Source organism: Streptomyces bluensis, from assembly GCF_014650715.1.
Classification (GTDB): domain Bacteria; phylum Actinomycetota; class Actinomycetes; order Streptomycetales; family Streptomycetaceae; genus Streptomyces; species Streptomyces bluensis.
Genome location: NZ_BMVM01000007.1, coordinates 159,611 through 185,474, shown reverse-complemented (window position 1 = coordinate 185,474; position 25,864 = coordinate 159,611). Strand labels below are relative to the sequence as shown.

Sequence of the window (25,864 nt, the reverse complement as noted above, 5' to 3'; positions counted from 1 at the left end):
GTCCCGCTAATGGGGCCCGGCCGCGAGCGGTGCGGCGGCCGACGGGCTGTGATGGACGGGCGGGGCGCGGCGGTCGTGCCCCGTAGCCCGTCACAGCCGGCCCGAAGGAGCCCCGCCCATGCGCCGCAGAGCCTGTGTCCTGTCCGCCGCCACCCTGGTCGGCACCGTCCTGGGCGCCGCCGCCCCGGTCGCGGCCGGGGACCCCTCGGCGGAGGTCGGCCCGCGCACGGTCGCCCCCGGCGGAACGGTCACGGTGTCCGTCACCTGTGAGCCGACCGGCGGCGCCTCGCCCGACACCATCGACGCCGGCTCCCAGGCCTTCGAGCAGGGCACCGTCAAACTGCAGCGAGTGTCCGGCGGAGACGACCCCGGCTCGGGCCGCGAGCCCGGGGCCGGTCGCGAACCGGGGACAGGTCGTGATTCCGGGACAGGTCGCGAACCCGGGACGGGCCGTGATCCGGCCTCGGGCAACGATCCCGGAACGGGTCGTGATCCGGCTTCGGGCAATGACCCGGCAGCGGAGCAGGACCCCGGCGCGGGGGGTGACCCCGCGTCGAGTTACGGGCCTTCGGGAGAGGACGCACCCGGAGCAGTTCCCGATTCCGGCACGGGACGGGACCCGGTGGGTCCCGGTTCCGGGAGAGTCCAGGGCCCAGGGACAAGCCTCGACCCGCCGAAGGCCCCCAGTTCCACGGCGGTTCCCAGCCCCGCGGCCGCCCCCAGGCAAGCGGCGGTTCCCAGGCCCGCGACGGATCCCAGCTCCGCGGCGGTCCCGGCCCCCGAGGCAGCCGTGGCTCCCGCGGCGGCGCGCGTCCCGAGGGCGGGCTTCGTGGGCGCGGCAGCCCGCGTCCCCGCCCCCGCAACGGCCCCCGCCCCCGCAACGGCCCCCGCCCCGGCAACGGCCCCCGCCCCAGCGACAGCCCCCGCAACCGTCCCGGCCCCCGCCGCGGGCCCCGGCGCCTCCGCCGGGCTCGTCTACCGCGGCACCGCCCGTATCGCCCCGGCCGGGAACTTCGAGAGGGGCGCGGACGGGGCGGGCAAGTCGTCCGAGTGGAGCGTCGACGGCACGTGCCCGGCGGCGCCCGGCGGGCAGGGCAAACAGTGGAGTGCGACCTTCACCGCGGCGCTCGGCGGTGACCAGCACGGCAAGGAGTCCGACGGCGACCACAGCCGGGCACCCTCCTTCGACCCGGACGGGATGCGGCACGGGGTGCAGGCGGGCGACGGCGGTGCCTTCACCGACTCCGTCCCGGCCATGATCGCCGGCGGCCTCCTCATCGCGGGCGCGATCGGCGCCGCCGTTCAGCGCATCCTGCTCCGCCGGGGCACCTCCAAGCACCGTTGAGCCCGCGACCGGTCCGACCCGCACGGACACCCATGGCGGCGCGGGACCGGGGGTACTCGCCAATCCGGACGGGAGGGGCAGGGCACCCGCAGACCGAGCCCACCCCGCAGACCGAGCCCAGGCACCACTGACTGCGGAGGCACCGATGCGGCGGACGGAACCGGAGGGACACGGACCCGTCCGCTACGGCCCGCCCCTCCCCGACCAGGGACTCCCCGTCCTGCCCGGCCTCGCGGCCCGTCTCTCCGCCGCCGCGGACCGCCCCGACGCCGAACCCACCGGCGGCGGCCCCGCCCTCCTCGACGCCGCCTGCGGTTACTGGGCGCGGCGCGGCCTGCCGACCGCGCGGGAAAGGGTGGCCGCCGCTCCCGGCGCCCCCGCCCTGCTGCTCGCGCTGACGGCGGTGTTCGGCGGCGACGTCCTGGTCCCACGGCCGTGCGCCGCCTGGTGGGCGCCCGAGACCCGCGCTCTGGGAAGATCCGCCTTCCACGTGGCGACACCGGCCGAGTGCGGCGGCGTCCCGGACCCGTACGCCCTGCTGGAGACCCTCCGCCGGATCCGCGACGAAGGAGGCGATCCGCGCCTGCTCGTCCTGTGCGTCGCCGACGACCCCACCGCCACCGTCGCCCCGCCCGAACTGGTGCACGAAACCGTCGAGGCCGCCGCGGCCGAGGGCCTGCACCTGGTCAGCGACGAGTCCTGGCGCGACACCGTGCACGAGCCGCACGACACCGTGCTGCTCAGCCCCGCCGAGATGCTGCCCGACCGGGTCACCGTGGTGACCGACCTCGGCGGCGCCTTCCTGCCGCTCGGCTGGCCCGCCGCCGTCGCCCGCTTCCCGGACACCGACGCCGGTGCCGGGCTGCGGGCCCACGTGCTCGACGTGCTCACCGCGCTCGGCGCCCGTATCGCCACGCCGGTCGCCGCGGCCGCCGCGTACGCGCTGGGCGAGCCCGCCGAGGTCACCGCCCGCCTCACCGCCGCCGTACGCCTGCACGCGCGCGTGGCCGCCGCCGCGCACCACGCCGTCACCAGCGCCGGGGCGCTCGCCCTGCCGCCCCGGGCCGGCCGGCACCTGTACGCGGACCTTGGCCCGCTGCGGTCCGCGCTCACCACGCACGGCGTCGGGGACGCACAGGAACTGGAGGACTTCCTCACCACCCGCCTCGGTATGCCCGCACCCGGCGGGCACCGCTTCGGGGACGATCTTGAGGCGCTGAGGGTCCGGCTGTCGACGAGTGCGCTGCTCGGTGCCACGGCCGAGGAGCGGGCGGCGTCCCTCGCGTCCCCGGAGCCCCTCGAATTGCCGCACGTGGTTCGCGCGTTGACCTTGTTCGGATCGGCCCTCGACGGTCTCCGATCTCGGTGACGACGCTCAGCGATGGGAGCCTCCTCGATGACGCAGCAGCCCGAGTCGACCACCACCACGACCGCGATCACGCCCACGGGCACGGGCACGAACACGGGCACGAACACAGGCACGGGCATGCGTACGGGCGAGCCGTATCCGCTCGCCGAGCCCCGCCCCCTGGGGGAGAAGCGGATCTGGCCGGTCTCCTTCGCCGACCGGCTGACCACGCCGCTGCCGGGGCTGCGGGCCCTCGCGCGGTTCGCCCGGGAGGGTGCCGTGCGGCCCGGGCCCGACGGCCTCGCCGACATCCCGCTCCTGCCGTACGATCCCCAGCCGCTGCCCCGGGTGAACGCCCGCACCGTGGCCGTCTCCTGGGCGGGACACGCCAGTTGGGTGATCCGGATCGGTGGTCTCACCGTCCTCACCGACCCTGTCTGGTCGCGCCGCATCCTCGGCACCCCGAACCGGATCACCCCCGTGGGAGTCGCCTGGAACGCCCTGCCTCGCGTCGACGCGGTCGTCATCAGCCACAACCATTACGACCACCTGGACGCGCCCACGCTGCGCCGGCTGCCGCGCGACACACCGGTCTTCGTGCCGGCCGGACTCGGGGGCTGGTTCCTGCGCCGCCGGTTCGCCCGCGTCACGGAGCTGGACTGGTGGGAGGCGGCCGAACTCGGCGGCGTTCGCTTCGACTTCGTGCCGGCCCACCACTGGTCCAAGCGCACCCTCACCGACACCTGCCGCTCGCTGTGGGGCGGCTGGGTGCTGACCGACACCGACGGACGCAGGGTCTACTTCGCGGGCGACACGGGGTACGGCCACTGGTTCTCCCGGATCGGCCGCCGCTACCCGGGCATCGGCCTCGCGCTGCTGCCGATCGGCGCGTACGACCCCCGGTGGTGGCTCAGCGACGTCCACTGCGACCCGGAGGAAGCCGTGCGGGCCTTCCAGGACCTGGGTGCCCACCGGATGGCCCCGATGCACTGGGGCACGTTCGTCCTCTCGGCCGAGCCGGTCCTGGAACCGCTGGTCCGGGTGCGGGCGGCCTGGGAACGGGCGGGACTGGCCCGCGAGAAACTGTGGGACCTGCCGGTGGGCGCCTCGCGAGTACTGGACTGAACCCCCTTGCCCGGTAAGGGGTAGCGGTCAACGGCTCAGTGGGAGGCGGCCCGGCGCATCCTGCGCCACACGCTCGGTGCGGCGCTGATCAGCAGTGTCAGCGCCACCGCCGCCACCACGCCCTGCCACGGCTCGGCGAAGAGGGAACCTCCGAGGATGCCGATGAGCTGGTACGTGACGGCCCAGGCGAGGCAGGCGGGGAGGTCGCCGCGGGCGAAGCGGCCCAGCGGCAACTCGGCCAGCAGACAGGCCAGCATCACCGGGACGCGGCCCGCCGGCACGAGCCGGGACAGGACCAGGACGGTCACACCGTGGTCGTCGAGCTTCTCCTGGGCCTGGGCGAGCCGGTCCTCGGGCGCGCGTCGGCGGATCGCCTCCAGCCAGCGCGAACCGTTCCTGGAGCGCATCCCGCGCCGGCCCAGCCAGTACAGCGCGATGTCCCCGAGGAACGCGGCGCACGACGCCGTCACGAACACCAGCAGCAGCGCGAAGGGCACCGTCTGGTGGAAGGCCACCACCGCCGCCGAACTCACCAGCGCCCCCGTCGGCACCACCGGCACCAGCGCCCCGACCAACACCAGCACGAAGAGCGTCGGGTAACCGATCGCCTGCTGTGTGGACCCGGTGGTGACGGCCGAACCCGCCGCGGCCAGAAGCGTCATGGGCGGACCTCCGGAGTCACCGACCGCACCGCGGTGGGCCGGCCTCGCCTCACCGTGCCGCCTCCGGCCGGACGCGCTCTCCGTGTCCCAGGCGGTGCACGGTCACCTCGGGGGCGTGGACGGCGGCGAGGCGCACGAACTCGTCGCCGGGGGAGTGGAATTCATGGGGGCGCACGGCGTCCAGACCGATCGGCCAGTACGTGCCGTAGTGCACGGGCACCGCACTGCGCGGCATGAGCCGCGCGAGCGCCTGCGCCGCGCGCCCCGCGTCCAGATGCCCCGGACCGAGGTACGGTCCCCAGCCGCCGACCGGCAGCAGCGCCACGTCGACGGGGCCGACCTCCCGCGCCATCGACTCGAACAGTCCGGTGTCCCCGGCGAAGTACGTCCGCGCGGCCCCCTCGATCACAAAGCCCACGGCAGGCGACCGGTGCGGCCCGAGCGGCAGCCGCCGCCCGTCGTGCCGCGCGGTCACCGTGCGCAGGACCAGGTCGCCGACGCGGGTCTCGTCGCCGGGCGCCACCTCGGTGAGCCGGAGGTGGGCGAGCCTGCGCAGCCCCGGTACCTGGCGCGGTGCGCCCCTCGGCACCAGCAGCCGGGTACCCGGCGCGAGGCGCGCGAGCGAGGGCACGTGCAGATGGTCGGCGTGCAGGTGCGACACCAGCGCCACATCCGCCACCGCGGCCTCCGCCGGGGGCGGCGCGCCGCGGCGTCTGCGCAGGTGCGCGAGCCGGCGCGCGAACAGCGGATCCGTGAGCACCCGCGTACCCGAGTCCTCGACCGTGCAGGTGGCATGACCCCACCAAGTGATCTCCACCGGCACTCCCATTCCCTCCTTCGCGCGACTCCCCAGAGCCTACGGGCAGGAGTAGGGTCTGCGGCGAAACCCGGAGGTGAGGGGGACTCCATGGGAGACATGAGGCGTGCCTTGGGCCGGACGCCGGTCGTCCGGGTCGCGGCCATCGCCGGCCTGACGCCGTTGGAGGAACTGGAAGCCGACCCCTTCCTGGTGGACTCCCGCAGCCAGCACGCCATGTGCGCCCGCTGGGCCGCCGAGCGCGGATACGTGATCACGCGTGAACTCCTCGTACGCGGACTGCGCCCCGATCACTGCGCCCTGTGGTCCGACGTCGAGGCCGGTCTCGTCGACCTGTTCGTCGCCCCCAGCCGCCGGGTCCTGGAGCGGGCCCTGACCGACGTCGACGCGTTCACCGCGGAGTGCGCGCGCCGGGGCGTGCGGGTCGAGACGGTCGGCCGCGCCGAGCCCCTGTACGACGCCCAGATGAAGGCCCGGGTGCACCGCCGCCTCTCCATGCCGACGGCGGGCTACGACGGCCGCTGACGCCCGCGCGGGTCCCGTGTGTCCCGCACAGGCGGGCGTGACTCAGCCCTGTCACACCGCTGCGGGTGCGTCGGGCCGGGGTCGCTCGGGCACGCGCGGAGCGCTGCCGTAGCGGCGCCGGCGGCGGGTGTAGGCGGTGACGGCCTGCCACAGGTCACGGCGGTCGGTGTCGGGCCAGAGCGCGTCGGTGAAGTGGAGTTCGGCGTAGGCGGCGTGCCACGGCAGGAAGTTGGAGACGCGGTGCTCGCCGCCCGTGCGCCACAACAGGTCGACGTCGGGCAGGTCCGGCAGCGACAACTGCGCGGCGAGGTCGGCCTCGTGGATGCGGGCGGGGTCGATCTGGCCGGTGGCGGCCCGGTGGGCGAGGGCGCGGGCGGCACGGGTGAGTTCGGCACGCCCGCCGTAGTTGAGGCAGAGGGTGAGGGCGAGGCGCGTCTGGCGGCGGGTCTCGTGCTGGACGCGCAGGAGTTCGTCGACGAGGTCCTCGGGCAGGCCCTCGGGGCTGCCCGCCCAGCGCACGCGTACCCCGTACTGGGTGAAGCTGTGGGTGCGCAGTTCCTCGCGGAAGAGTGCGAACAGCCCGGAGATCTCGTCCGTCGACCGCTTCCAGTTCTCGGTGGAGAAGGAGTACAGGGTCAGGTACGGAAGGCCGAGCTCCAGGGCCCCGTGGAAGGCTTCGCGCACGGCCGTGGACCCCTCGCGGTGGCCGTCACTGCGCGGCAGGCCGCGCTGGGTTGCCCAGCGGCCGTTGCCGTCCATGATGACGGCGACGTGGCGGGGCAGGTCGCCCGGGGCGAGGGACGGGGGGCGTGCGCCGCTGGGGTGGGGCGGTGGTGAGGTGACTGTTCCGGACTCCACGACGACACTGTCCTGCGACTCGGCCGGGAGCGGGGGAGTGCGGTGGTCGACGGGGCACGAGAGCAGACGCCAGGCGAGAGCGGTCTGCGCGCGTGCGGGAGCCAGGAGCCGCCAGCGGGTGACGCGGGAGGGGTCGGCCCGCCAGTGCAGGAGCCTGCCGCCGGCGGCGTCGACGGCGTCCAGCCGAGCCATGAAGAGCCTGGTGGCGGCGTCGAAGACGACGGCCGGACCCGGCGGCAGACCGCCCAGGAGCTCCGGCTGGTGCAGCCAGTGGCGTGCCCGGCCGGTCAGATGGGAGACGAGGTCGCGGACCGCCGGGGTGTACCGGCCCGCACGGAGGCCGTCCTCAGCGCCGGGAAAGGAGGCCAGGACGTCCGCGGGCAGGAGGAGTTCGCCGCGGGACAGGTCGTCGGCGAGGTCGGCGAGCGTGTCGGTGAGGTAGATGCCGTCGAGGTAACGCCGGTAGCTCTCGGTGCGGTTCAGCCACAATGGGATGTGGACGCCGGCGCGGGTGAGCAGGTGCAGCCCCTCGACGGCCCAGCTGTGGTTGCTGCGGCGCACCCGTGAACTCCACTGCGTCCACGTGGCGAACTCGCGGCCGCCGATGTCCTCGGCGAGGGTCGCGAACGAGCGGTGCAGCGTGCTGGGATCGAGGTCCCAGCGGCGTACGGTGTCGACCAGGGCGTGCCGTACGGGGTCGTCGCTGCGGCCGCCCGCGAGGTCGCGGTCGAGGCGGGTGGTCCAGTCACGCAGCCGCGCGGCGCGTTCGGCCCGGTCGGTGCCCGGGTCGTCCGCGATGTCGTCGGCGGCGCTGAAGGCGGCCCACATGGCCCACCAGGCGGGGCGCAGCGCCGGCGGTGTGAGCTGTGTGAGGGCGTACTGGACCGGGTCACGTCTGCGCACGGCGCGTCGGCAGTGACGGTAGGCGGCGCGCAGCGTGCGCTCGTCGCTGCGGGGGGTCAGGCGGTCGGGCATGCCTTGTTCTTTCCTTCTTCCGGGGTGGATGGAGGTACGGGAGGAGCGGGCGGTGCCCAGGCGAACGCGAGGCAGCCGCCGAGGACGCCCAGCGCGGTGCCGAGGAAGAGCCCGCCGAGGTTGCAGGTCAGCAGGGCGAGCACCGACAGGACGGTGGCGCAGAGGCCGGCCAGGGCGTGCAGTGCCGGGAACCGCATCAGGGCGACACCGCTCAGCAGCAGCGGCAGGCTCACCCCGAGTCCGGCCGAGCCCGCGACGCCCGGCTGGAGCAGGGCGACGGGGGTGCCGAGGAACGGCAGCACGATCAGCCAGGTACCCGCCGTGGTGACGAGGACGGCGGCGCCGAGCGGACGGGTCCTCCACCAGGCGGCCGCGCCCGACCACCGTGCGCGCCGGACCGGGTGCCTGGTCAGAAGCATTCCGCTGCTCCCGGTACCAGACGCAGGCTCAGGTCCCGCAGCTCGAAGGACCCCGCCGTGCCGCGCCAGCCGGTGAACTTCGGTTCGCGCACCACCACACGTGCCGTGCGCGCCAGGAACCCGCCCGGACCCTGCCCCGCCGAGGGCCTGCCGAGGGCCTGGGCGGTCACGTCGGTGAAGTTGACGCTGCCCCGCACGTGGTCGGCGTCGACCGACAGCCCGGTGGCCCTGACCGGCTGCGTGGTGCCGGCGCGCACGCGGACCGTCATCTCGCCCACGGGGGTGGGGACGAGCACGCTCACGCACAGGTTCTCCAGCTCCGCCTCGCGGGCGGTCACCCTCACCACGGGGTGCCTGCCGCCCCCCGGCTCCGAGTTGACGCCCGGGACGGCCGTGAAACCGCTGCCCGCGAGCCGGTCGCCCGAGACCTTGAACGACTCTCCCGAAGCGGCCACCGACGCCGCCACGGCGCCCTGCGCCACGGCAGCCGTCAACGCCGCCACCGAGGCCGCCGCCGGCGCCATCAGCAACCAGAACCGGCCCCAGCGCCGCCCCGCCCGCCCTGTCGGCGGAAGGCCTGTGGGAGTGCCGGCTGGAGTGTCCGACGGAGCGCCGGCCGGGGCGTTCTCCGGGGCGTTCGTGAGGATGTCTTTCGGGATGCCCTTCGTATGATCCACACCGTGCTGCAACGGGGCCGGCCCGCACCGCGACACGGCGCACCCGTCATCCCGACCCGAAGGGATCGCTTTGTCCGGCGGCAAGTGACCTGTCGTGCCTCTTGTTCGTTTGTTCGTTCTTCTCTGCCGAAGCAGCGCCCCCGCCCGTTGTGACAGGCTGGGACAAGGCCCGTGCGGTGGGCGGGCCGGGACGTGAGGTGGACGTGGGCGGTGGGCGTTGGCGACGCGTACTGAGCGGGGTGTGGCGGAGTATCGCGGTGTGGGCCGTGTCCACCGTGACGATGCTCGTGCTCGCCGGGGCGTTGCCCGACTTCCAGTTGCAGTCCGCGGGCGGTGACAGTGCCACCACGATCGCCGTGACTGCGGCGTTCGGCGCCGGGGCCTTCGGTCTGCTGTCCTCCCTGGTGTGGCCGCTGCTGGTCCGGCTGCTGCTCCTCGTACCCGCCCTCGTCCTCGGGCTGCTCGTGTTCTTCCTGAACGGGTCGCTGCTGCTGCTCGCCCTGCGGCTCAACCCGTCCGGGCGCGGCGAGGTCGCCCCGGAGACGGCCGTGGTCGTGGCCGCCGTCATGTCCGCGGTCGCCTCCGCCACCGGCGCCGCACTCGCCGTACGGGACGACGACGCGTACCGGCGGCGGCTGTACCGTCTCGCCGACCGGCGCCGCAGACACGCCCACGACCACCCGGGACCGACCGGTCCCGGCACCGTGTTCGTCCAGCTCGACGGCGTCGGGCACGAGATGTTGCACGCCGCCGTCGACAAGGGCCTGATGCCCACCGTGGCCCAGTGGCTCGGCCGGGAGGCCGGCCGGCCCGCCACCCACCGCATCACCCCCTGGAGCACCGACTGGTCCAGCCAGACCGGCGCCAGCCAGCTCGGCATCCTGCACGGCACCAACCACGACATCCCGGCCTTCCGCTGGTACGAGAAGGAAAGCCGCGAGGTGATGGTCTGCAACCGGCCGTCCAGCGCGGCCGAACTCCAGCGCCGTGCCGTCTCACGCACCGGCGACACCGGCCTCCTCACTCTCGACGGCGCCAGCCGCGGCAACCTCTTCAGCGGCGGCGCCGACCAGCTCGCCCTGGTCCTGTCCATCGCGGCGCGCAGAGGGAAGGACAACCGTTCCCGGGCCGGGTACTTCGCCTACTTCTCCGATCCCGCCAACGCCGTGCGCACCGCCATGTCCTTCGTCGCGGACGTCTTCCGCGAGACCGGGCAGTCCACGCGCGCCCGGATGCGCAAGCAGCGTCCCCGTGTCGGGCGCGGCGGTCTCTACCCCTTCATCCGTGCCTTCGCGACCGTCGTCGAGCGTGACGTCGTCGTCGCCGCGGTGATCGGCGACATGCTCGCCGGGCGCGCCGCGATCTACGCGGACCTGGTCGCCTACGACGAGGTCGCCCACCACTCCGGCCCCGGCAGCCGGGACGCCGGGAAGGTGCTCGAACGGCTCGACCGTTCCCTCGCGCTGATCGCGCAGGTCGCCGAGCACGCCCCGCGCGCCTACCGCATCGTCGTCCTGTCCGACCACGGGCAGAGCCCTGGTGAGACCTTCCTCGCCCGCTACGGCCTCTCCCTCGGCAACCTGGTCCGGGCCGGGTGCGGACTGCCCGTACCGCGCAGGGCGCAACGCACCCACAGCGGGGCCGAGGCGCGGGCGGCGGTGCGGGCCGCGCTGCGCAGGCCGGTCGAGGAGGGCGGCGAGCAGCACCGGCCGTCGCGCCGCTCGGGGCCGATCGTGCTGGCCTCCGGCAACCTCGGACTGGTGTCGTTCCCCGACGTGCCCCACCGGATGAGCAGGGAGGAGATCGACCGGCGGTACCCCGCGCTGCTGTCCACGCTCGCCAACCACCCCGGCATAGGGTTCGTCCTGGTCAGGAGCGAGGAGCACGACGGTGTCGTGCTCGGTGCGCACGGCGCGGAGATCCCCGTGGCCGAGCTCACCGACGAACACCCCGGTCCGCTCGCCGACTTCGGGCCCGGCGCCGCCGCCGCCGTACGGCGCACGCACGACTTCCCGCACGTCGCCGACATCATGGTCAACTCCTGGTACGACCCGGACGGCGGCGAGGTCCTCGCGTTCGAGGAGCAGATCGGCTCGCACGGCGGCCTCGGCGGGGCCCAGACCAGGCCGTTTCTGCTGTCGCCCGTGGCGTTCTCGGCGCCGGTCGGGGACGGGGAGGAACTCGTCGGCGCCGAGCACGTCCACCGTGTGCTGCGGCGCTGGCTGCGCGAGTGCAGCGGTCCCCAGGTCCCCTTGGAGGCGGAGCCGAAGCGGCGGGCCGCCTGAGCCGATTCCATCAGAAGGGCCCCAGCTGCTCGCCTGCCGTTCACCCCCCGAGGGCCGGTCTTCGGGGTGCGGCGCGCCAGAGTGTGATCGGATGGGGCACAGGAACCCGGGGTACCCCCATCGGGACCGCTCGCGAAAGGAAGAACCGTGGCAACCACGCGCTCCGCACACACCGTGTGGGAAGGCAACCTGCTTGAGGGCAACGGCGTCGTGACCTTCGACTCCTCCGGCATCGGCCAGCAGCCGGTGTCGTGGCCGTCGCGCGCCGAGCAGGCGAACGGGAAGACCAGCCCCGAGGAGCTGATCGCCGCCGCCCACTCCAGCTGCTTCTCCATGGCGCTGTCGCACGGCCTCGCCGGTGCCGGTACGCCGCCCGCCAAGCTCGTCACCTCGGCCGACGTGACCTTCCAGCCGGGTGAGGGCATCACGGGTATCCACCTCACCGTCGAGGGCACGGTCCCGGGCATCGACAACGACACCTTCGTCGCCGCCGCGGAGAACGCCAAGGCCAACTGCCCGGTGAGCCAGGCGCTCACGGGGACCACGATCACGCTGTCGGCGAAGCTCGCCTGACGCCTGTAGCTCCGCGGATGCCGCGTCCCGTAGGGGCGCGGCATCGTCGTTTCCGGGCAGGCGGCATTGACATTACTCCACTCAAGTTTTTTGCTGGAGTAGGAAGCGCCCTGGCGGAAGGGGACAGCGATGGCACGTGCGGTCGGAATCGATCTCGGTACGACGAACTCGGTGGTGGCCGTCCTGGAGGGCGGCGAGCCGACCGTCGTCGCCAACGCGGAGGGCGCCCGGACCACCCCGTCCGTCGTCGCCTTCGCCAAGAACGGTGAGGTCCTCGTCGGAGAGGTCGCCAAGCGGCAGGCCGTGACGAACGTGGAACGCACCGCCCGCTCCGTCAAGCGCCACATGGGCGACGCGAACTGGCGTTTCCCCGGGCAGGGCGACATCGACGGCAACCGCTACCGCGCCCAGGAGCTGTCCGCACGCGTCCTGCAGAAGCTGAAGCGGGACGCGGAGTCCTACCTCGGCGAGGACGTCACGGACGCGGTGGTCACCGTGCCCGCCTACTTCGACGACGCCCAGCGGCAGGCCACCAAGGAGGCGGGGGAGATCGCGGGCCTGAAGGTCCTGCGGATCATCAACGAGCCCACGGCCGCCGCCCTCGCCTACGGGCTCGACCGCGGGGAGGAGCAGACCGTCCTGGTCTTCGACCTCGGCGGCGGCACCTTCGACGTCTCGCTGCTGGAGATCGGCGACGGCGTCATCGAGGTCAAGGCCACCAACGGCGACACCCACCTCGGTGGCGACGACTGGGACCAGCGGATCGTCGAGTACCTCGTCAAGCGGTTCAAGGGGGCGTACGGCATCGACCTCGGCCACGACAAGATGGCGCTCCAGCGGCTGCGCGAGGGCGCCGAGAAGGCCAAGATCGAGCTGTCCAGCTCCACCGAGACGACCGTCAACCTCCCGTACATCACCGCCTCCGCCGAGGGCCCGCTCCACCTGGACGAGAAGCTGACGCGCGCCCAGTTCCAGGAACTCACCGCCGACCTCCTCGACCGCTGCCGTACCCCCTTCCACCAGGCGGTCAAGGACGCGGGCGTGAAGCTCTCCGCCATCGACCACGTGATCCTCGTCGGCGGCTCCACCCGGATGCCCGCCGTCACCGACCTCGTGCGGGAACTCACCGGCAAGGACCCGCACAAGGGCGTGAACCCGGACGAGGTCGTGGCCGTCGGCGCGGCGCTCCAGGCGGGCGTCATCCGCGGTGACGTCAAGGACGTCCTCCTTCTCGACGTCACCCCGCTGTCCCTCGGCATCGAGACCAAGGGCGGCATCATGACCAAGCTCATCGAACGCAACACGACGATTCCCACGCGGCGTTCGGAGATCTTCACGACGGCCACGGACAACCAGCCCTCGGTCGGCATCCAGGTGTACCAGGGCGAGCGCGAGATCGCCGCGTACAACAAGAAGCTGGGCGTCTTCGATCTGACCGGTCTGCCGCCCGCGCCGCGCGGGGTGCCTCAGATCGAGGTCGCGTTCGACATCGACGCCAACGGGATCATGCACGTCTCGGCGAAGGACCTCGCCACCGGACGCGAACAGAAGATGACGGTCACGGGCGGCTCGGCCCTCCCCAAGGAGGACATCGACCGCATGATGCGGGACGCCGAGCAGTACGCGGAGGAGGACCGCAGGCGCCGCGAGGCCGCCGAGACCCGCAACCAGGCCGAGCAACTCGTCTACCAGACGGAGAAGTTCCTCCGCGACAACGACGAACGCGTGCCCGCCGCCACCAAGGCCGAGGTCGAGACGGAGATCACCGAGCTGAAGCGGCTGCTGGAACGGAACGGGGAAGGCGCCGAGACCTCAGCGCTGCGCGCGGGAGTCGAGAAGCTCGCAGCGGTCAGCCAGAAGATGGGGCAGGCCATGTACGAGGCGGCGTCCGCCTCCGGCAGCTCGGCCTCGCAGCAGCGCCCGCCCGACGAGGAAGGCGTGGTGGACGCGGAGGTCGTCGACGACGAGAAGGACACGAAAGGGGGCGCCGCGTAGGGCTTGGCCTGTGTCGAACAGGGGCGGGAGTCAGTACCTGTCGCGGTACTCGCGCAGAAGTTCCCTGGTGCGGTCGGCGGTGGCCGCCTGGGCGGCCATGCGGTCCAGCGCCTCCAGGTGCGTGACCACCTCACGCGGCGAGTCCAGGTACAGGGCGCCGGTCAGGTACTCGCTGTACACCACGTCCGGCAGCTCGGGCTCCACGAAGCGGAACAGGACGAAGGGCGCGTACGTCCCCGGATGCGGGCCGGCCTTGAACTCGGCCACCTGGAGCGTGACATGGGCCCGGTCCATCACGTCGAGGAGCCGGTCGAGCTGGTGGCGCATCACCTCGGGCCGGACGCTCACCGGGCGCCGCAGCGCCGTCTCGTCCATGATCACCCACAGCCGGGGCGGGTCGTCGCGGGTCAGGAGCTTCTGCCGGGCCATGCGCAGGGACACATGCCGTTCGATCGACTCCGGCACTCTCTGCCCGACCGTCCCGGCCTCCATGACGGCGCGCGCGTACTCCTCGGTCTGGAGCATGCCGGGCACGTAGTGCGGTTCGTACTGCCGGATCACCTGGGCCGCGCCCTCCAGGCTGACGTGCAGACTGAACCAGTCGGGCAGCACGTCGTGGTACCGCTGCCACCAGCCGGGCCGGTTGGCATCCTCGGCGAGCGCCACGAACGCGGCGACGTCCCTCTCCGCCACGCCGTACGTGGTCAGCAGCACCTGTACGTAGGGAATCCTGAGCGCGACCTCGGCCTTCTCCATGCGCCGTACCGTCGCCGGGGCCACCCTGAGGACCCGCGCCGCCTCTTCCCGCTTCAGCCCGGCGACCTCCCGCAACTCCTGCAACCGCCGCCCGAGTACCACTTGACCCACGGTGGGCGCGGGGCGCCGCTCACTCACGCCACGCCTCCCCACGTGCCGACGTACACAAGCAGTGTGTCATGTTTCACGCGAACACCCATGGGGTCGAACGGCTCGGGCAGGCCCGGTGGGGCCCAATGACGGTAACTCAGTCCGTTTGAGACCGACGGTACTTGACGTCCCCATGCCGACGGGGAGACGGGGTCTCCACGCGGGAGGGACGTCGGTCGCGTGACCGAACCGTGGTGCCAGGGCGCTCCCGAACGCCCCCGGCTTCACCTCCCCCCCGTCTGACCAGGGACTTCATGGCCCGTCTGTGGCAGGCTGGGAGAGGGAGTCCGACGTCATGGAAGGAGCGTCCTCATGCATCTCGAACCCCTGTCCCCGAAGGAGATCGAGGACCGGCTGGCGGAACTGCCGGGCTGGTCCCTGGACGGTGACCGGATCGCCCGCTCCTACCGGCTCGGCTCGCACTTCGCGGCGACGTCGATGGTCGTGCACATCGCCCAGGTACAGGAGGAGCTCGACCACCACTCCGACCTCACCCTCGGCTACCACACCGTCTCGCTCACCGTGAACACCCACAGCGTGGGCGGCGCCGTCACCGAGCGCGACTTCGAACTCGCCCGCCGGGTGGAGCAGCTCGCCCCGGGCCACGGTGCGAGCTGAGCCGTGCTGGACTACGACAAGGAGGCCGAGCGGTACGACGTGCTGCGCGGCGGTGAGCCCCGCGCGCAGGCGGCCGCGGAGGCCGTGCTGAGCCTCGTGCCCGAGGGCGCGCGCAGTCTGCTCGACGTGGCCTGCGGCACCGGCATCGTGACCAGGCGGTACGCGGCCGCGCGGCCCGGCCTGCGGGTGACGGGCGTCGATCTGACGTACGGGATGGCGCGCCGGGCCGCCGACCGGCTGCCGGGCGCCGTCGTCCTCGCGGACAGCCGTCAACTGCCCTTCCCCGACCACGCCTTCGACGCCGTCAGCAGCGTGTGGCTGCTGCACCTCGTCGACAGTCCGGACGACGCCCGGGCCATCGTCGGCGAGTGCGCCCGTGTACTGAGCCCCGGCGGTGTGTACGTCACCACCGTCGACAAGGCCCGTTCCCACAACGTGGGCAGCGACATCGACGCCGTGCTGGCCACCCGTCCGCGCACCCCGGCCCTGGACGCCGCGGCGGCCGTCGAGGAGCACGCCGCCGGGCACGGTCTGCGCCCGGCCGGGCAGGCGCGCTTCCCGGGCCGTGGGCAGGGCCGCAGCCCCCGGCGCGCCCTGGCCGACCTGCGGCGCGGCTGGTTCGTCACGCTGCCGCCCGGCGACCCGCGCGCCGCCCCCTACGCCGCACGGCTCGCGGCCCTCCCCGACCAGGACCGCCCCCGCCCCGACCCGGAGTTCTCCCTGCGCGCCTTCAGGAAGCCGGACGTGTGACTGCACAAGCGCCGTAGCTCGCTACCCCGGCAACTTGCCCCGCACCAGCGGCAACTGTGGGAACAGACACCCGTCTGTCCCCACCGGAGGTATCCACCGTGCAGCACCCGCACAGGCACCGCAGACGCAAGGTCCTGACCATGGCGGCGGCCGTCGTCCTCGCCGCCGCCGGACTCACCACGTTCACCACCGGCCCGGCCGAGGCCGCCGCCGCCCGGCAGGTCGAGGCGCTCGACCGGGGCGTGGTCAGCGTGCACACCGACAGCGGCAACCTGGTCAGCTGGCGCTGGCTCGGCACCGACCCCGGCAACGTGTCCTTCAATGTCTACCGCGCCGGCACGAAGGTGAACTCGACCCCGATCACCGGCTCCACCAACTACTTCCACTCCGGTGCCCCCGCCCAGGCCGACTACACGGTCCGCGCGATCGTGAACGGCGTGGAGCAGAGCGACTCGGTGCACGCGGTGCAGTTCCGCACCGGCTACAAGGACGTACCGATCAGCGCCCCCGCGGGCGGCACCACCCCCGACGGCGTTGCCTACACCTATGAGGCCAACGACGCCTCCGTCGGTGACCTCGACGGTGACGGCGCCCTCGAATTCGTCCTCAAGTGGCAGCCCACCAACGCCAAGGACAACTCCCAGTCCGGTTACACCGGCAACACGATCATCGACGGCATCAAACTCGACGGCACCCGTCTGTGGCGCGTCGACCTGGGCCGCAACATCCGCTCAGGAGCCCACTACACCCAGTTCCAGGTGTACGACTACGACGGCGACGGCAAGGCCGAGGTCGCCATGAAGACCGCGGACGGCACGAAGGACGGCACCGGCGCCGTGATCGGCAGCTCCTCGGCCGACCACCGCAACTCCAGCGGCTACGTCCTGACCGGCCCCGAGTACCTGACGATGTTCAACGGCCAGACCGGCAAGGCGATGGCGAGCGTCGACTACGTCCCTGCCCGTGGCACTGTCTCCTCCTGGGGCGACTCGTACGGCAACCGCGTGGACCGCTTCCTCGCGGGCACGGCCTACCTGGACGGCGCCCGCCCCTCCCTCATCATGGCCCGTGGGTACTACACCCGTACGGTGATCGCGGCCTGGGACTGGCGGAACGGATCCTTCACGCGCCGCTGGACCTTCGACACCAACTCCTCCACCAACAGCGGCAAGGGCTTCGACGGCCAGGGCTCGCACAGCCTGTCCGTGGGGGACGTCGACAACGACGGCAAGGACGAGATCGTGTACGGCGCGATGGCCGTCGACGACAACGGCAACGGCCTGTGGACCACGAAGACCGGACACGGCGACGCCCAGCACCTCGGCGACCTCGACCCGTCGACGCCGGGCCTGGAGTACTACAAGGTCTCCGAGTCCACGTCGCAGCCCGCCGCGCTCTACATCAACCCGGCCGGCGGCGCGGTCCGCTGGAAGCTCGACGCCTGCTGCGACAACGGCCGGGGCGTCGCCGGGGACATCTACGCCGGCAACGACGGCGCCGAGATGTGGTCCGCCTCCGACAGCAGCATCCGCGACGAGGCCGGCGCCACCAAGGGCCGCGAGCCGTCCTCCGTCAACTTCCTGGCCTGGTGGGACGGCGACCCGGTGCGTGAACTGCTCGACGGCACCCGGATCGACAAGTACGGCACGTCCTCCGACACCCGCCTGCTGACCGGCTCCGGCGTCTCCTCCGGCAACGGCACCAAGTCCACCCCCGCCCTGTCCGGCGACATCCTCGGCGACTGGCGCGAGGAGGTCGTCTGGCGCACCAGCGACAACGCGGCGCTGCGGATCTACTCCACACCGATCGAGACGAGCACGAAGATCACGACCCTGCTGCACGACACGATGTACCGCACGGGCCTGGCCTGGCAGAACGTGGCCTACAACCAGCCCCCGCACCCCAGCTTCTTCCTCGGCAACGGCATGCCGACAGCACCCCGCCCGGCGGTCTACACGCCGTGACCCGCTGAAACACCTGAAACACCTGAAGAGCGAGGATGCGGAGGAGCGGCTGCGTGTGACGTGCACGCGGCCGCGACCTTCGTGAGCGTGTCTCTGCCGGGCCACTGGTCCCGGCAAATCAGACAGTTCGGTGATAACGTCCCTGCCTCATCGAGATCTGAGGGGACCATGCGCACCCGCATCCACACCACCGTCGTCGGGCTCACCGCCGCCGGCCTGCTCGCCCTCACGGCCTGCGGAACCGGCGAGGACACCGTCACCACCCAGCCGAAGGCCGCCCCCCGGACGGCCGCCGACGAGAAGGCCGGAGCCACGCGCACGGCGGACAGGACGGCCGGGGTCGGTGACACCCTCGCCCTGAAGGGGACCGGCGGCGAGCAGCTCGACGTCACGCTGAAGAAGTGGCTGCCCACCGCGAAGGGCGCGGACGAGATCAACGTCCCCCCGGACGGCAAGCGCTGGGCCGCCGCTCAGTTCGAGCTGGTGAACACCGGCAGCAAGGTCTACGCGGACAGCCCCGGCAACGGGGCGAAGGCCGCCGACAGCGACGGGCAGCGGTTCGACGCGTGGTTCGGGGAGATCGCCGCGGGCCCGGCGATGGCATCGGACCTGAGTCTGCCCAAGGGGGAGAAGGCCCTGGGCTGGATCGTGTTCCAGGTACCGAAGGGCTCGAAGATCGTGAGCCTGCAGTTCGCGATGAACTCCGGGTTCTCGGACCACACGGGGCAGTGGTCGGTGACGTAGGAGCCGAGGGCGCGTGCCGAGGTCCGGCACGCGCCCCCCCCGCGCTCAGCTCACGCGATGTCGCCGTAGACGACCCCACGCCCGTTCGTCGACACGTACACCCGCCCGTAGACCCGCGGGTCGCCCGTGATCGCGGCCCCCGTCCAACCCCACTGGTGGGCGTCGTCGTTGACGCGTGTCCAGGTCGCGCCCTTGTCCGTGGAGCGGAAGATGCCCCGGACGCCGCCGATCTTCGCGCTGGCGTAGAGCGTCTGGTAGGAGGCGCCCGGTGCCGCCTTGCCGAAGCCGATGGTGTCGGCCTGCTCGACGCCCGAGAGCTTGGTGAAGGTGGCGCCGCCGTCCGTCGAGTGCCACAGCCCGTACGCCCCGTCGGCCGCGCCGCCCGCCAGCCAGATGTCGCCCTTAGTGCCGGGCAGCGCCTTGAAGCGGACGCTGTCGCCGCTCGGCAGCCCCGTGGCGTTCGACGCGGCGAAGGTCGCGCCGCCGTCCGTGCTGACGTAGAACTTGCCCGACTTGAAGCCGTAGAAGGTCTTCGGGTCGACCCGGTCGGACTCGACGATCGCGCCCGCCGGAATTCCGCTGGAGGCCGACCACGAGTTCCCGAAGCCCGTCGTGTACTGCACGCCCGTCCCTGTCGGGCTCCACACGAAGCGGCTGCCGTCCGCGGCCGTGGCGACCGTACCGCCCTCGCTCACGCCCGACGGGTCCGTGCCCGCGAACCAGTTGGCGCCGTTGTCCGTCGAGAACGCGATGTGCGGACCCGAGTCGAGATTGCCCACCCGGACGACCGTGCCCGGGTTCGACTCGGCGTAGTCCAGGCTGGTGGTCGTCGTGAAGTTCGGGGACGTGTACATCATCGAGGGGACCTTCGTGAGGTCCGTGTGGCGGAAGCCGCCGATGTCGCCGAGCGCACTGAGCAGCGGGGCACCGGACGGGGGAGAGGCCAGGTCGTTGACCGCCGTCTCCTCCAGACCCTGCACCATGGGCTTGATGGTGAACTGGGTGCCGCTGTCCCACCGCGTCAGGTTCTCAGTGCCGTAGATCGTCGCGCCCGTCCCGTACATCATCCGGTCCGAGTTGAACGGGTCGATCTCCAGCGCCTCCGTCATCCACCCCAGCTTCGGGGTCTGCTCGGGCGGTGACGGGTACGCGCCCCAGGTCAGCCAGGGCGAGGACGAGACGTCCATCGTGAAGCGGTTCGAGCGGTTGGGATACGACGTGTAGTCCCACGCCCTGGTCCAGGTGCCGCCGCTGTCCGTGGAGCGGAAGATCTGGGTGTCCGGCCACCAGGAGCTGTAGGCCGTGGCCATCACCGTGCCCGGCTTCTGACGGTCGATGGTCAGGCCGGCGAAGCCGTAGTACGTGTCGGCCTCCGCGACCGGGCTGATGTTCGTCCAGGTGCCGGTCGCCGTCGCGTACCGCCACAGCTGGCCCTTGCCTCCGTCGTACGGGCCGCCCTTGTCGCTGTACGCCAGGTACAGGTAGCCGTTCTTCGCGTCGAGGACGCCCTTGTGGGCCAGATAGCCGGTCGGCTGGCCGGGCAGCCGGGACCAGGTGGCGCCCGCGTCCGTCGAGCGGTACACCGCGTTGTCCTTGTCGGCGACCCCGACGTAGACCGTCTTCGTGGCGTTGCCGGACGAGCCCGTCGACTCGTCGAAGGTGACCCAGACGATCCCCTGGTTGTCGGACGCGTAGCCGCTCGTGTCGGACGGGTCCTGCACGTAGTTGCCGACGTTCGGGAAGTTCGTCACCTGGGACCAGTTGGCCCCTGAGTCCGTCGACCGCCACAGGCCCTTGCCGCTGGGCGCGCCCAGGTACAGCACGCTGTTCCTGTTCGGGTCGACCGCGAGACGCTCGCCCATGCCGCGGCCGGGCATGTTGCCGCCCAGCTTGAACGGCAGGTCGGCCTTCCGCCAGGTCGCGCCCCGGTCGGAGGACCTGAGCACGGCACCGTTCTTCGGGTCCCAGCTGTTGGTGTACGTGCCGACGGCCGCGTACACCTTGTTCGGGTCGACCGTGTCGGAGGCGAGGCTGACGACACCCGTGTGACCCCAGTTGTCCCAGCCGATCGAGTCGAGCAGCGGGGTCCACGTCTTCGAGGACTCCATCCAGCGGTAGGCGCCGCCGATGTCCGTGCGGGCGTACGCGAGGTTCTTCTCCTTGCGGTTGAAGACGATGCCGGGGACGAAGCCGCCGCCGTCGATGCGGGCGTTCTTCCAGGTGTAGGTGTCGGCGGCGACCGACACCTTCTCGGTGCCCGCGGCCAGGGCGGGCGGGCTGCCCGCGAGCAGGCCGGCCGACAGGGCGAGTACGGCCGTGAGGATGCGGGTTCTTCGCACGGTTGTCCTCTCCGTGAAGGTGGGGGGAATGGACGGGAGGAAAGGCACGCACGACCGGGCGGACCCGAAGGGGACGGGGCCGCCCGGCCTGGGGCCCTGACGACTCGTGGATGTCAGCGCCCGGTACGCGGAACTTTCAGCGGGGACTTATTCGAGGAGCTCCGCGTACGAGCCCATGGCGAGGGCGATGTCCGCCTGGGCCCAGAACCGGTGGTACGTGAAGGAGGGCGCGGCTCCGCCCGCCAGGTAGGCCTCGATCTTCGACCAGGCCGGGTCGTCCTCGTAGAACGAGCGGATCGAGTCGAAGGTCGACGACGAGTTGATCGTGTCGCCGTTCGGCATGGTGCCGGTCCAGCCGCTCGGGACGTACACACCGTCGTCGAAGCGGTTGTAGTCGGCGCGGGTCTCCGGGACGGCGATGCCGAGCGCGTCCTGGTTGTTCTTCCACATGCCGTCCAGCAGCGCCTTCGCCGTCGCCGCCGCCTCGGTGTCACCGGAGCGGTCGGCGTAGTACGTCAGCGTCTTGGCGTACGCGGCCGCCACGCCCACGTCGTCGGTGTAGTCGGCGACGGTGACGTGCAGTCCGGCGTTCGCACCCGGGTTCGACGCGTTCCAGGTGTCGGGGGCGCCCGACCACTGGAGCGTCGAGGGGATGCGGTAGGTGCCGTCCGGGTTGACCGTGGTCTTGGACAGCGCCCAGTCGACCCACTTGTCGAGGATCGCCTTCGCGCTCGCGTTCCCCGTCTGCTGGTAGTACTCGGCGACCCGTTCCATGGACCACGCCTGGAAGCCGAACCACTGGTTGGACGGCGGGTCGTGGTACACGGGCTTCTCGTCGTAGTACATGCCGTAGAACGTCGGCTTGCCGGTCGGCGGCGTGGCGTACCGCCCGGCCCAGCTGTTGGTGGCACCGCCCGCGATGGCCCCCTCGTTCGACTGGAGCCAGCGGTAGAACTCGATCTGCCGGTCCAGCGACTTGGCCCAGTCCGCCTGACCGGTCGCCGACTTGGGCTTCAGGGGCGCGTAGTTGCTCAGCGCGTACGCGGCGAGCGGGTTCTGGTAGCCGCCGTGGGCGAAGCTGGAGCCGATGCGCCAGGCCCAGCCCGCCGAGGAGTCGGTGGCGCCGCCCCACGCGTAGTACCAGGACAGCAGGTAGTGCGAGGAGTCCTTGCCGGTGCCCGCCGGGCAGGACGAGGCCCCCACACAGTTGCCGATCTTCTTGAAGTACTTGTCGTACATGGCGTAGCGCAGGTAGTCGCCCATCTTCGCGGCCTTGCCGACGACCGCGGAGACGTCACCGCCCTTGCCCTGCTCCTTGGCCCACTTGTCCGCCCAGTACGCGGCCTGCACGGCCCGCGCGTCGGCGTCCGGGGCGTTGGTGAACTTCCACTGCTTGGCGTACGACGCGTCGCCGGTGAACAGGTCCAGGTACCCGTTCTTCCCGCCGTACTTGAAGGCGTCACAGGTGGGCTGCGGGACGGTCTCCCACACCGACTCCTGCGGACCGCGCTGGAAGGTGTTGATGTACGACGGACCGGTGTCCGACGGGCCCGCCTCGCACTTGCCGGGCGAGTTGCCGTAGCCGTAGACGTTGTCGACGTCCTGCAGCCAGTGCATGCCGTACACGTCGTCCGTGCCGTAGGCGCTCTTCAGCTCGCCGGCGATCGGGTCCTGGCCGACCGAGATCCCGGTGTCGAGGCGTGCCGGGTACTCGTTCGGAGTGTCGTACTCGGGCGCGTACGTCGCGGGCTTCGAGGGGTTGTAGAAGGAGTTGGTCGGCTGATCGGCCTTCGTGGGGATCATGTACTTCTCCATGATCTCCCAGGCGCCGTTGAACTTGGACCAGTCGCCCGTCACCTTGCCGTACATGGCCTGGAGCCACAGCAGATAGCTGTACGCCTCCGACGTGGTCTCATGGCCATGGTCCGGCGCCTCGACGATCAGCGTCTCCACCGAGTGGTACGGGATGCCCTCGGGGGAGAAGTAGCCGTTCGCCGGGTTGGTGATCTTGCCGTACATCTCCAGGAAGCGGGAGTCGTACTCCTTCGACGCGGCCAGCTGCGTCACGGTCACCGCGGCCTTGGCATGGCCGGTGGCCGTCGACTCGAAGGTCGCCGAGCCGGTGCCGGAGGTGCCCGCGGTGACGGTCACCTTCTGCGCGGTGTTCCAGTTCTGCGGAGTGAAGGTGAGGGAGGCGCCACCGGTGACCGACAGGCCCGAGTTGCCGCTCGCGCGGGCGGACGTGACCGTCACGTTGCCCGAGGGCTGTGTCGAAAGTTTCACCTCGTACGTGCCCGTCTTGCCCTGCTGGACGCCGAGTTGAGGAGGCGAGGCCACCACGGCGGGGCCCGAGGCGACCGTGATGCCGACCGGGGTGGAGTCCGCCGACGCGCCCATGCTGTCGTACGCCTTCGCGACCAGCGAATGGCTGCCCACGGCCAACGCGGAGACGGACAGCGTGTAGGGGGAGCTCGTGTCCGTACCCAGCAGCTTGGTGTCGTCGTAGAACTCGACCTTGCTGACGGTCGCTCCGTCGGCCGCCGCGGCGGTGGCGGCGAGCGGCACCGCGTCGCCCTGCGCGTAGACGGCACCCGGGGCCGGGCTGGTCAGCACCGTCACCGGCGGCTGGTGGGCGCCGGCGCAGGACGTGCCGTTGATCGCGAAGTTGGACGGCGCCACGTTGCGCCCGCTGTAGGTGAACTGGGCGCCCGTGGTGACGGCGGCTCCGACGGCGATCGTCCCGTTCCAGGACGCGTTCTTCGCCGTCACCGTCGTGCCGGACTGCGACCAGGTGCCGCTCCAGCCGTTGGTGAGCTTCTGGTCGCCCGTGTAGTCGTACGTCAGGGTCCAGCCGGAGATCGCCTCCGTGCCCCGGTTGCTGATCGTGAGCTCGGCGCTGAAACCAGAGCCCCAGTCATTGGTCTTGTAGTCGACACTGCACTGAACCGCCGCTGCCTGCACGGGAGTCGAACCCGTGCTCAGCATGGCGAAGGGGAGTGCGAGAGCCGCCACGGCGGCCGTCCACAGCCGTCGCGTGCGAGGTCTCCGTCCGGTGAGCATGTGCTGGTTCCTCCTTGCGGCTCTAGGGAGTGGGGGGAGGAGCAACAAGCCTTGAACCAGTGGGAGCGCTCCCATATTGAGGAGGGGGGTGGAGGCGGTCAAGGTGTTCGAAGAGTCGAAAAGATTCGATGAACGCAAGATGACGTCACCTCTGGTCTTTACCGTCGCTTGGCGCTACCTTCCCCCACACCAGTGGGAGCGATTCCGTCAGTCGACGCGTCCGTCAGGGCGCGTCAGAGCTGCAAGGAGTCGCTCATGCGACACCCCCCGCGTTCAGGTCTTTTACTCGTCGCCGCCGCGGTCGCCCTGGTCGGCACCGCGGTGGCGCCGGTGGTCACGGCGTCCGGTGCCGCGCCCGTCTGCTCGGTGGAGTACTCGGTCACCAGCCGGTGGGACGCCGGCTTCCAGGGTGCCGTGGAGATCACCAACAATCAGGCGGCGCTGAGCAGTTGGCGCCTGACCTTCGACCTCACCGGTGGTCAGGAGGTCACCCAGGGCTGGAGCGCCCGGTGGTCCCAGACCGGTACGACGGTCACCGCGGCCAACGAGAGCTGGAACGGTTCGCTGGGCTCGGGTGCGAGCGTCAGCGCCGGGTTCATCGCCTCGGGGCCGGGGAGCGACGCCGTGCCCACGGCGTTCAGGCTCAACGGGACGACGTGCAACGTGGACGCGGAGCCCTCGCCGGACCCGACCGACCCGGGGCCCACGGATCCCGGTCCGACGGATCCGGGGCCTTCGGACCCGCCGTCGAGTGGTGACGGGCCTCCCGCGCTGAAGGTGTCGGGCAACAAGCTCGTCGACGAAAGCGGCGCGACCCGCCGCCTGCTCGGCGTCAACCGCTCCGGCGGAGAGTTCGCCTGCGTCCAGGGCCACGGCATCTGGGACGGGCCCGTCGACGACGCCTCGGTCAAGGCGATCGCCGACTGGAACGTCAACACGGTCCGCATCCCGCTCAACGAGGAGTGCTGGCTCGGGCTGTCCAACATCAAGCCCGAGTACGCCGGCGCCCGCTACATCGGCGCCGTCAAGGACCTGGTGGCCAAGGTGAAGGTGCACGGCATGACGCCGATGGTCGAACTGCACTGGTCCTGGGGCCAGTACACCGGCAGCTCGGCCGGCTGCTCCGATGTGCACGCGACCTGCCAGAAGCCGATGCCCAACATGCGGTACACCCCGTCCTTCTGGACCTCGGTCGCCAACACCTTCAAGGATGATCAGGCCGTCGTCTTCGACCTGTTCAACGAGCCCTACCCGGATCGCGCCACCTCCACGGCCGCCCAGGCGTGGACCTGCTGGCGCGACGGCGGCACCTGCCCCGGCATCGCCTACGAGGTCGCCGGAATGCAGGACCTCGTCGACGCTGTCCGGGGCACCGGCGCGAAGAACGTGATCCTCGCCGGCGGGCTCGCGTACGCGAACGACCTGAGCCAGTGGCTGACGTACAGGCCCAACGATCCCACGGGCAATCTCGCCGCCGCCTGGCACGTCTACAACTTCAACACCTGCTCGAACGAGAGTTGCTGGGACTCCACGCTCGCGCCCGTCGCCGGCCGGGTCCCGCTGGTCGCCGGAGAGATCGGCGAGAACACCTGCGCCCATTCCTTCATCGACCGCGTCATGGCCTGGTTCGACGCCCGGGGGCTCTCGTACCTCGGCTGGACCTGGAACACCTGGAACTGCAACTCCGGGCCGTCCCTGATCTCCGACTACCAAGGGACCCCCACGTCCTTCGGTGTCGGGCTGCGCGACCATCTGCGGTCCGTCAACGGATAGCCGTCAACGGACAGCCGTCAACACACCACCACGGAACCCCTGACGGACACCCCCCACAGCCACCCCCCCCACGAACCACCCTCACGGAAAACCCCCACGGAGAGGA

General features: G+C 71.7%; 20 protein-coding genes. 12 read left to right on the top strand and 8 right to left on the bottom strand.

The features are described 5' to 3' along the window. Positions 1-118: 118 nt before the first annotated feature. The 3 genes from IE262_RS19470 (at position 119) to IE262_RS19460 (ending at position 3,818) form a co-directional block, all read left to right on the top strand. The gene (locus tag IE262_RS19470) at positions 119-1,345 is read left to right on the top strand and encodes a hypothetical protein (protein WP_189875170.1); all 1,227 of its coding nucleotides are present in this window, start codon (positions 119-121) and stop codon (positions 1,343-1,345) included. 145 nt (positions 1,346-1,490) lie between these two features. Further along, positions 1,491-2,714 (top strand): aminotransferase class I/II-fold pyridoxal phosphate-dependent enzyme, encoded by a 1,224-nt coding sequence (locus IE262_RS19465; RefSeq protein WP_189875168.1) that lies wholly within the window; start codon positions 1,491-1,493, stop codon positions 2,712-2,714. 27 nt (positions 2,715-2,741) lie between these two features. Then, entirely contained in the window at positions 2,742-3,818 is a 1,077-nt protein-coding gene (locus IE262_RS19460) for an MBL fold metallo-hydrolase (protein WP_189875166.1), read from the top strand. 35 nt (positions 3,819-3,853) lie between these two features. Here the strand turns inward: IE262_RS19460 and IE262_RS19455 are convergent, their stop codons facing one another. Both IE262_RS19455 and IE262_RS19450 read right to left on the bottom strand, forming a co-directional pair. Then, entirely contained in the window at positions 3,854-4,480 is a 627-nt protein-coding gene (locus tag IE262_RS19455) for a DedA family protein (RefSeq protein ID WP_189875164.1), read from the bottom strand. A 49-nt stretch (positions 4,481-4,529) separates the two neighbouring features. After that, positions 4,530-5,303, bottom strand: a complete 774-nt coding sequence (locus IE262_RS19450; protein WP_134028968.1) for an MBL fold metallo-hydrolase — start codon at positions 5,301-5,303, stop codon at positions 4,530-4,532. Between the two features lie 84 nt (positions 5,304-5,387). Between IE262_RS19450 and IE262_RS19445 the strand changes: the two genes are divergently transcribed. Then, positions 5,388-5,822: a hypothetical protein gene (locus IE262_RS19445; protein ID WP_134027982.1), complete on the top strand. Its 435-nt coding sequence runs from the start codon at positions 5,388-5,390 to the stop codon at positions 5,820-5,822. A 51-nt stretch (positions 5,823-5,873) separates the two neighbouring features. Here the strand turns inward: IE262_RS19445 and uppS are convergent, their stop codons facing one another. Genes uppS through IE262_RS19430 form a run of 3 tightly spaced genes read right to left on the bottom strand, consistent with a single transcriptional unit; the run spans position 5,874 to position 8,598 of the window. Continuing rightward, positions 5,874-7,655 (bottom strand): polyprenyl diphosphate synthase, encoded by a 1,782-nt coding sequence (gene uppS, locus IE262_RS19440; protein ID WP_134027980.1) that lies wholly within the window; start codon positions 7,653-7,655, stop codon positions 5,874-5,876. Then, positions 7,640-8,074, bottom strand: a complete 435-nt coding sequence (locus IE262_RS19435) for a DUF6114 domain-containing protein (protein WP_189875160.1) — start codon at positions 8,072-8,074, stop codon at positions 7,640-7,642. Before IE262_RS19435 ends, uppS begins: the two co-directional genes overlap by 16 nt. Then, complete coding sequence (locus tag IE262_RS19430; RefSeq protein WP_189875158.1) at positions 8,065-8,598, bottom strand: DUF6230 family protein; 534 nt, start codon at positions 8,596-8,598, stop codon at positions 8,065-8,067. The genes IE262_RS19435 and IE262_RS19430 overlap by 10 nt, the downstream gene beginning before the upstream one ends. Positions 8,599-8,954: 356 nt before the next feature. On the opposite strand from IE262_RS19430, the gene IE262_RS19425 reads away from it, so the two are divergent. From IE262_RS19425 to dnaK, 3 genes are all read left to right on the top strand, one after another. After that, on the top strand, positions 8,955-11,036 hold the full coding sequence (locus IE262_RS19425) for an alkaline phosphatase family protein (RefSeq protein ID WP_134028966.1): 2,082 nt from the start codon (positions 8,955-8,957) through the stop codon (positions 11,034-11,036). Positions 11,037-11,183: 147 nt separating this feature from the next. Next, a complete protein-coding gene (locus IE262_RS19420) occupies positions 11,184-11,609 on the top strand; it encodes an OsmC family protein (RefSeq protein WP_134027974.1) in 426 nt (141 codons plus the stop codon). A 129-nt stretch (positions 11,610-11,738) separates the two neighbouring features. Beyond that, complete coding sequence (gene dnaK / locus IE262_RS19415; RefSeq protein ID WP_134027972.1) at positions 11,739-13,604, top strand: molecular chaperone DnaK; 1,866 nt, start codon at positions 11,739-11,741, stop codon at positions 13,602-13,604. 30 nt (positions 13,605-13,634) lie between these two features. Here the strand turns inward: dnaK and IE262_RS19410 are convergent, their stop codons facing one another. Next, positions 13,635-14,498, bottom strand: a complete 864-nt coding sequence (locus tag IE262_RS19410) for a Sco1979 family transcriptional regulator (RefSeq protein WP_134027970.1) — start codon at positions 14,496-14,498, stop codon at positions 13,635-13,637. A 324-nt stretch (positions 14,499-14,822) separates the two neighbouring features. Here IE262_RS19410 and IE262_RS19405 point away from each other — a divergent pair, with 324 nt between their 5' ends. The 4 genes from IE262_RS19405 to IE262_RS19390 all read left to right on the top strand — a co-directional run bounded on the left by IE262_RS19405 (position 14,823) and on the right by IE262_RS19390 (position 18,586). Continuing rightward, positions 14,823-15,128, top strand: a complete 306-nt coding sequence (locus tag IE262_RS19405; RefSeq protein WP_134027968.1) for a 4a-hydroxytetrahydrobiopterin dehydratase — start codon at positions 14,823-14,825, stop codon at positions 15,126-15,128. A 3-nt stretch (positions 15,129-15,131) separates the two neighbouring features. Next, complete coding sequence (locus tag IE262_RS19400; protein ID WP_134027966.1) at positions 15,132-15,878, top strand: class I SAM-dependent methyltransferase; 747 nt, start codon at positions 15,132-15,134, stop codon at positions 15,876-15,878. A 98-nt stretch (positions 15,879-15,976) separates the two neighbouring features. Then, on the top strand, positions 15,977-17,842 hold the full coding sequence (locus tag IE262_RS19395; RefSeq protein WP_189875156.1) for a rhamnogalacturonan lyase: 1,866 nt from the start codon (positions 15,977-15,979) through the stop codon (positions 17,840-17,842). A gap of 168 nt (positions 17,843-18,010) precedes the next feature. After that, positions 18,011-18,586 carry a DUF4352 domain-containing protein gene (locus tag IE262_RS19390; protein ID WP_189875154.1) on the top strand — a complete coding sequence of 192 codons (576 nt, stop codon included), beginning with the start codon at positions 18,011-18,013 and terminating at the stop codon, positions 18,584-18,586. Between the two features lie 50 nt (positions 18,587-18,636). On the opposite strand, the gene IE262_RS19385 is transcribed toward IE262_RS19390, so the two are convergent. Together IE262_RS19385 and IE262_RS19380 are read right to left on the bottom strand one after the other, a co-directional pair. After that, positions 18,637-20,925 carry a beta propeller repeat protein gene (locus IE262_RS19385; protein ID WP_308432769.1) on the bottom strand — a complete coding sequence of 763 codons (2,289 nt, stop codon included), beginning with the start codon at positions 20,923-20,925 and terminating at the stop codon, positions 18,637-18,639. A 147-nt stretch (positions 20,926-21,072) separates the two neighbouring features. After that, a complete protein-coding gene (locus IE262_RS19380; protein WP_189875152.1) occupies positions 21,073-23,985 on the bottom strand; it encodes a glycoside hydrolase family 48 protein in 2,913 nt (970 codons plus the stop codon). Positions 23,986-24,240: 255 nt separating this feature from the next. On the opposite strand from IE262_RS19380, the gene IE262_RS19375 reads away from it, so the two are divergent. Beyond that, complete coding sequence (locus tag IE262_RS19375; protein ID WP_189875150.1) at positions 24,241-25,758, top strand: cellulase family glycosylhydrolase; 1,518 nt, start codon at positions 24,241-24,243, stop codon at positions 25,756-25,758. The last annotated feature ends 106 nt before the right edge of the window (positions 25,759-25,864 follow it).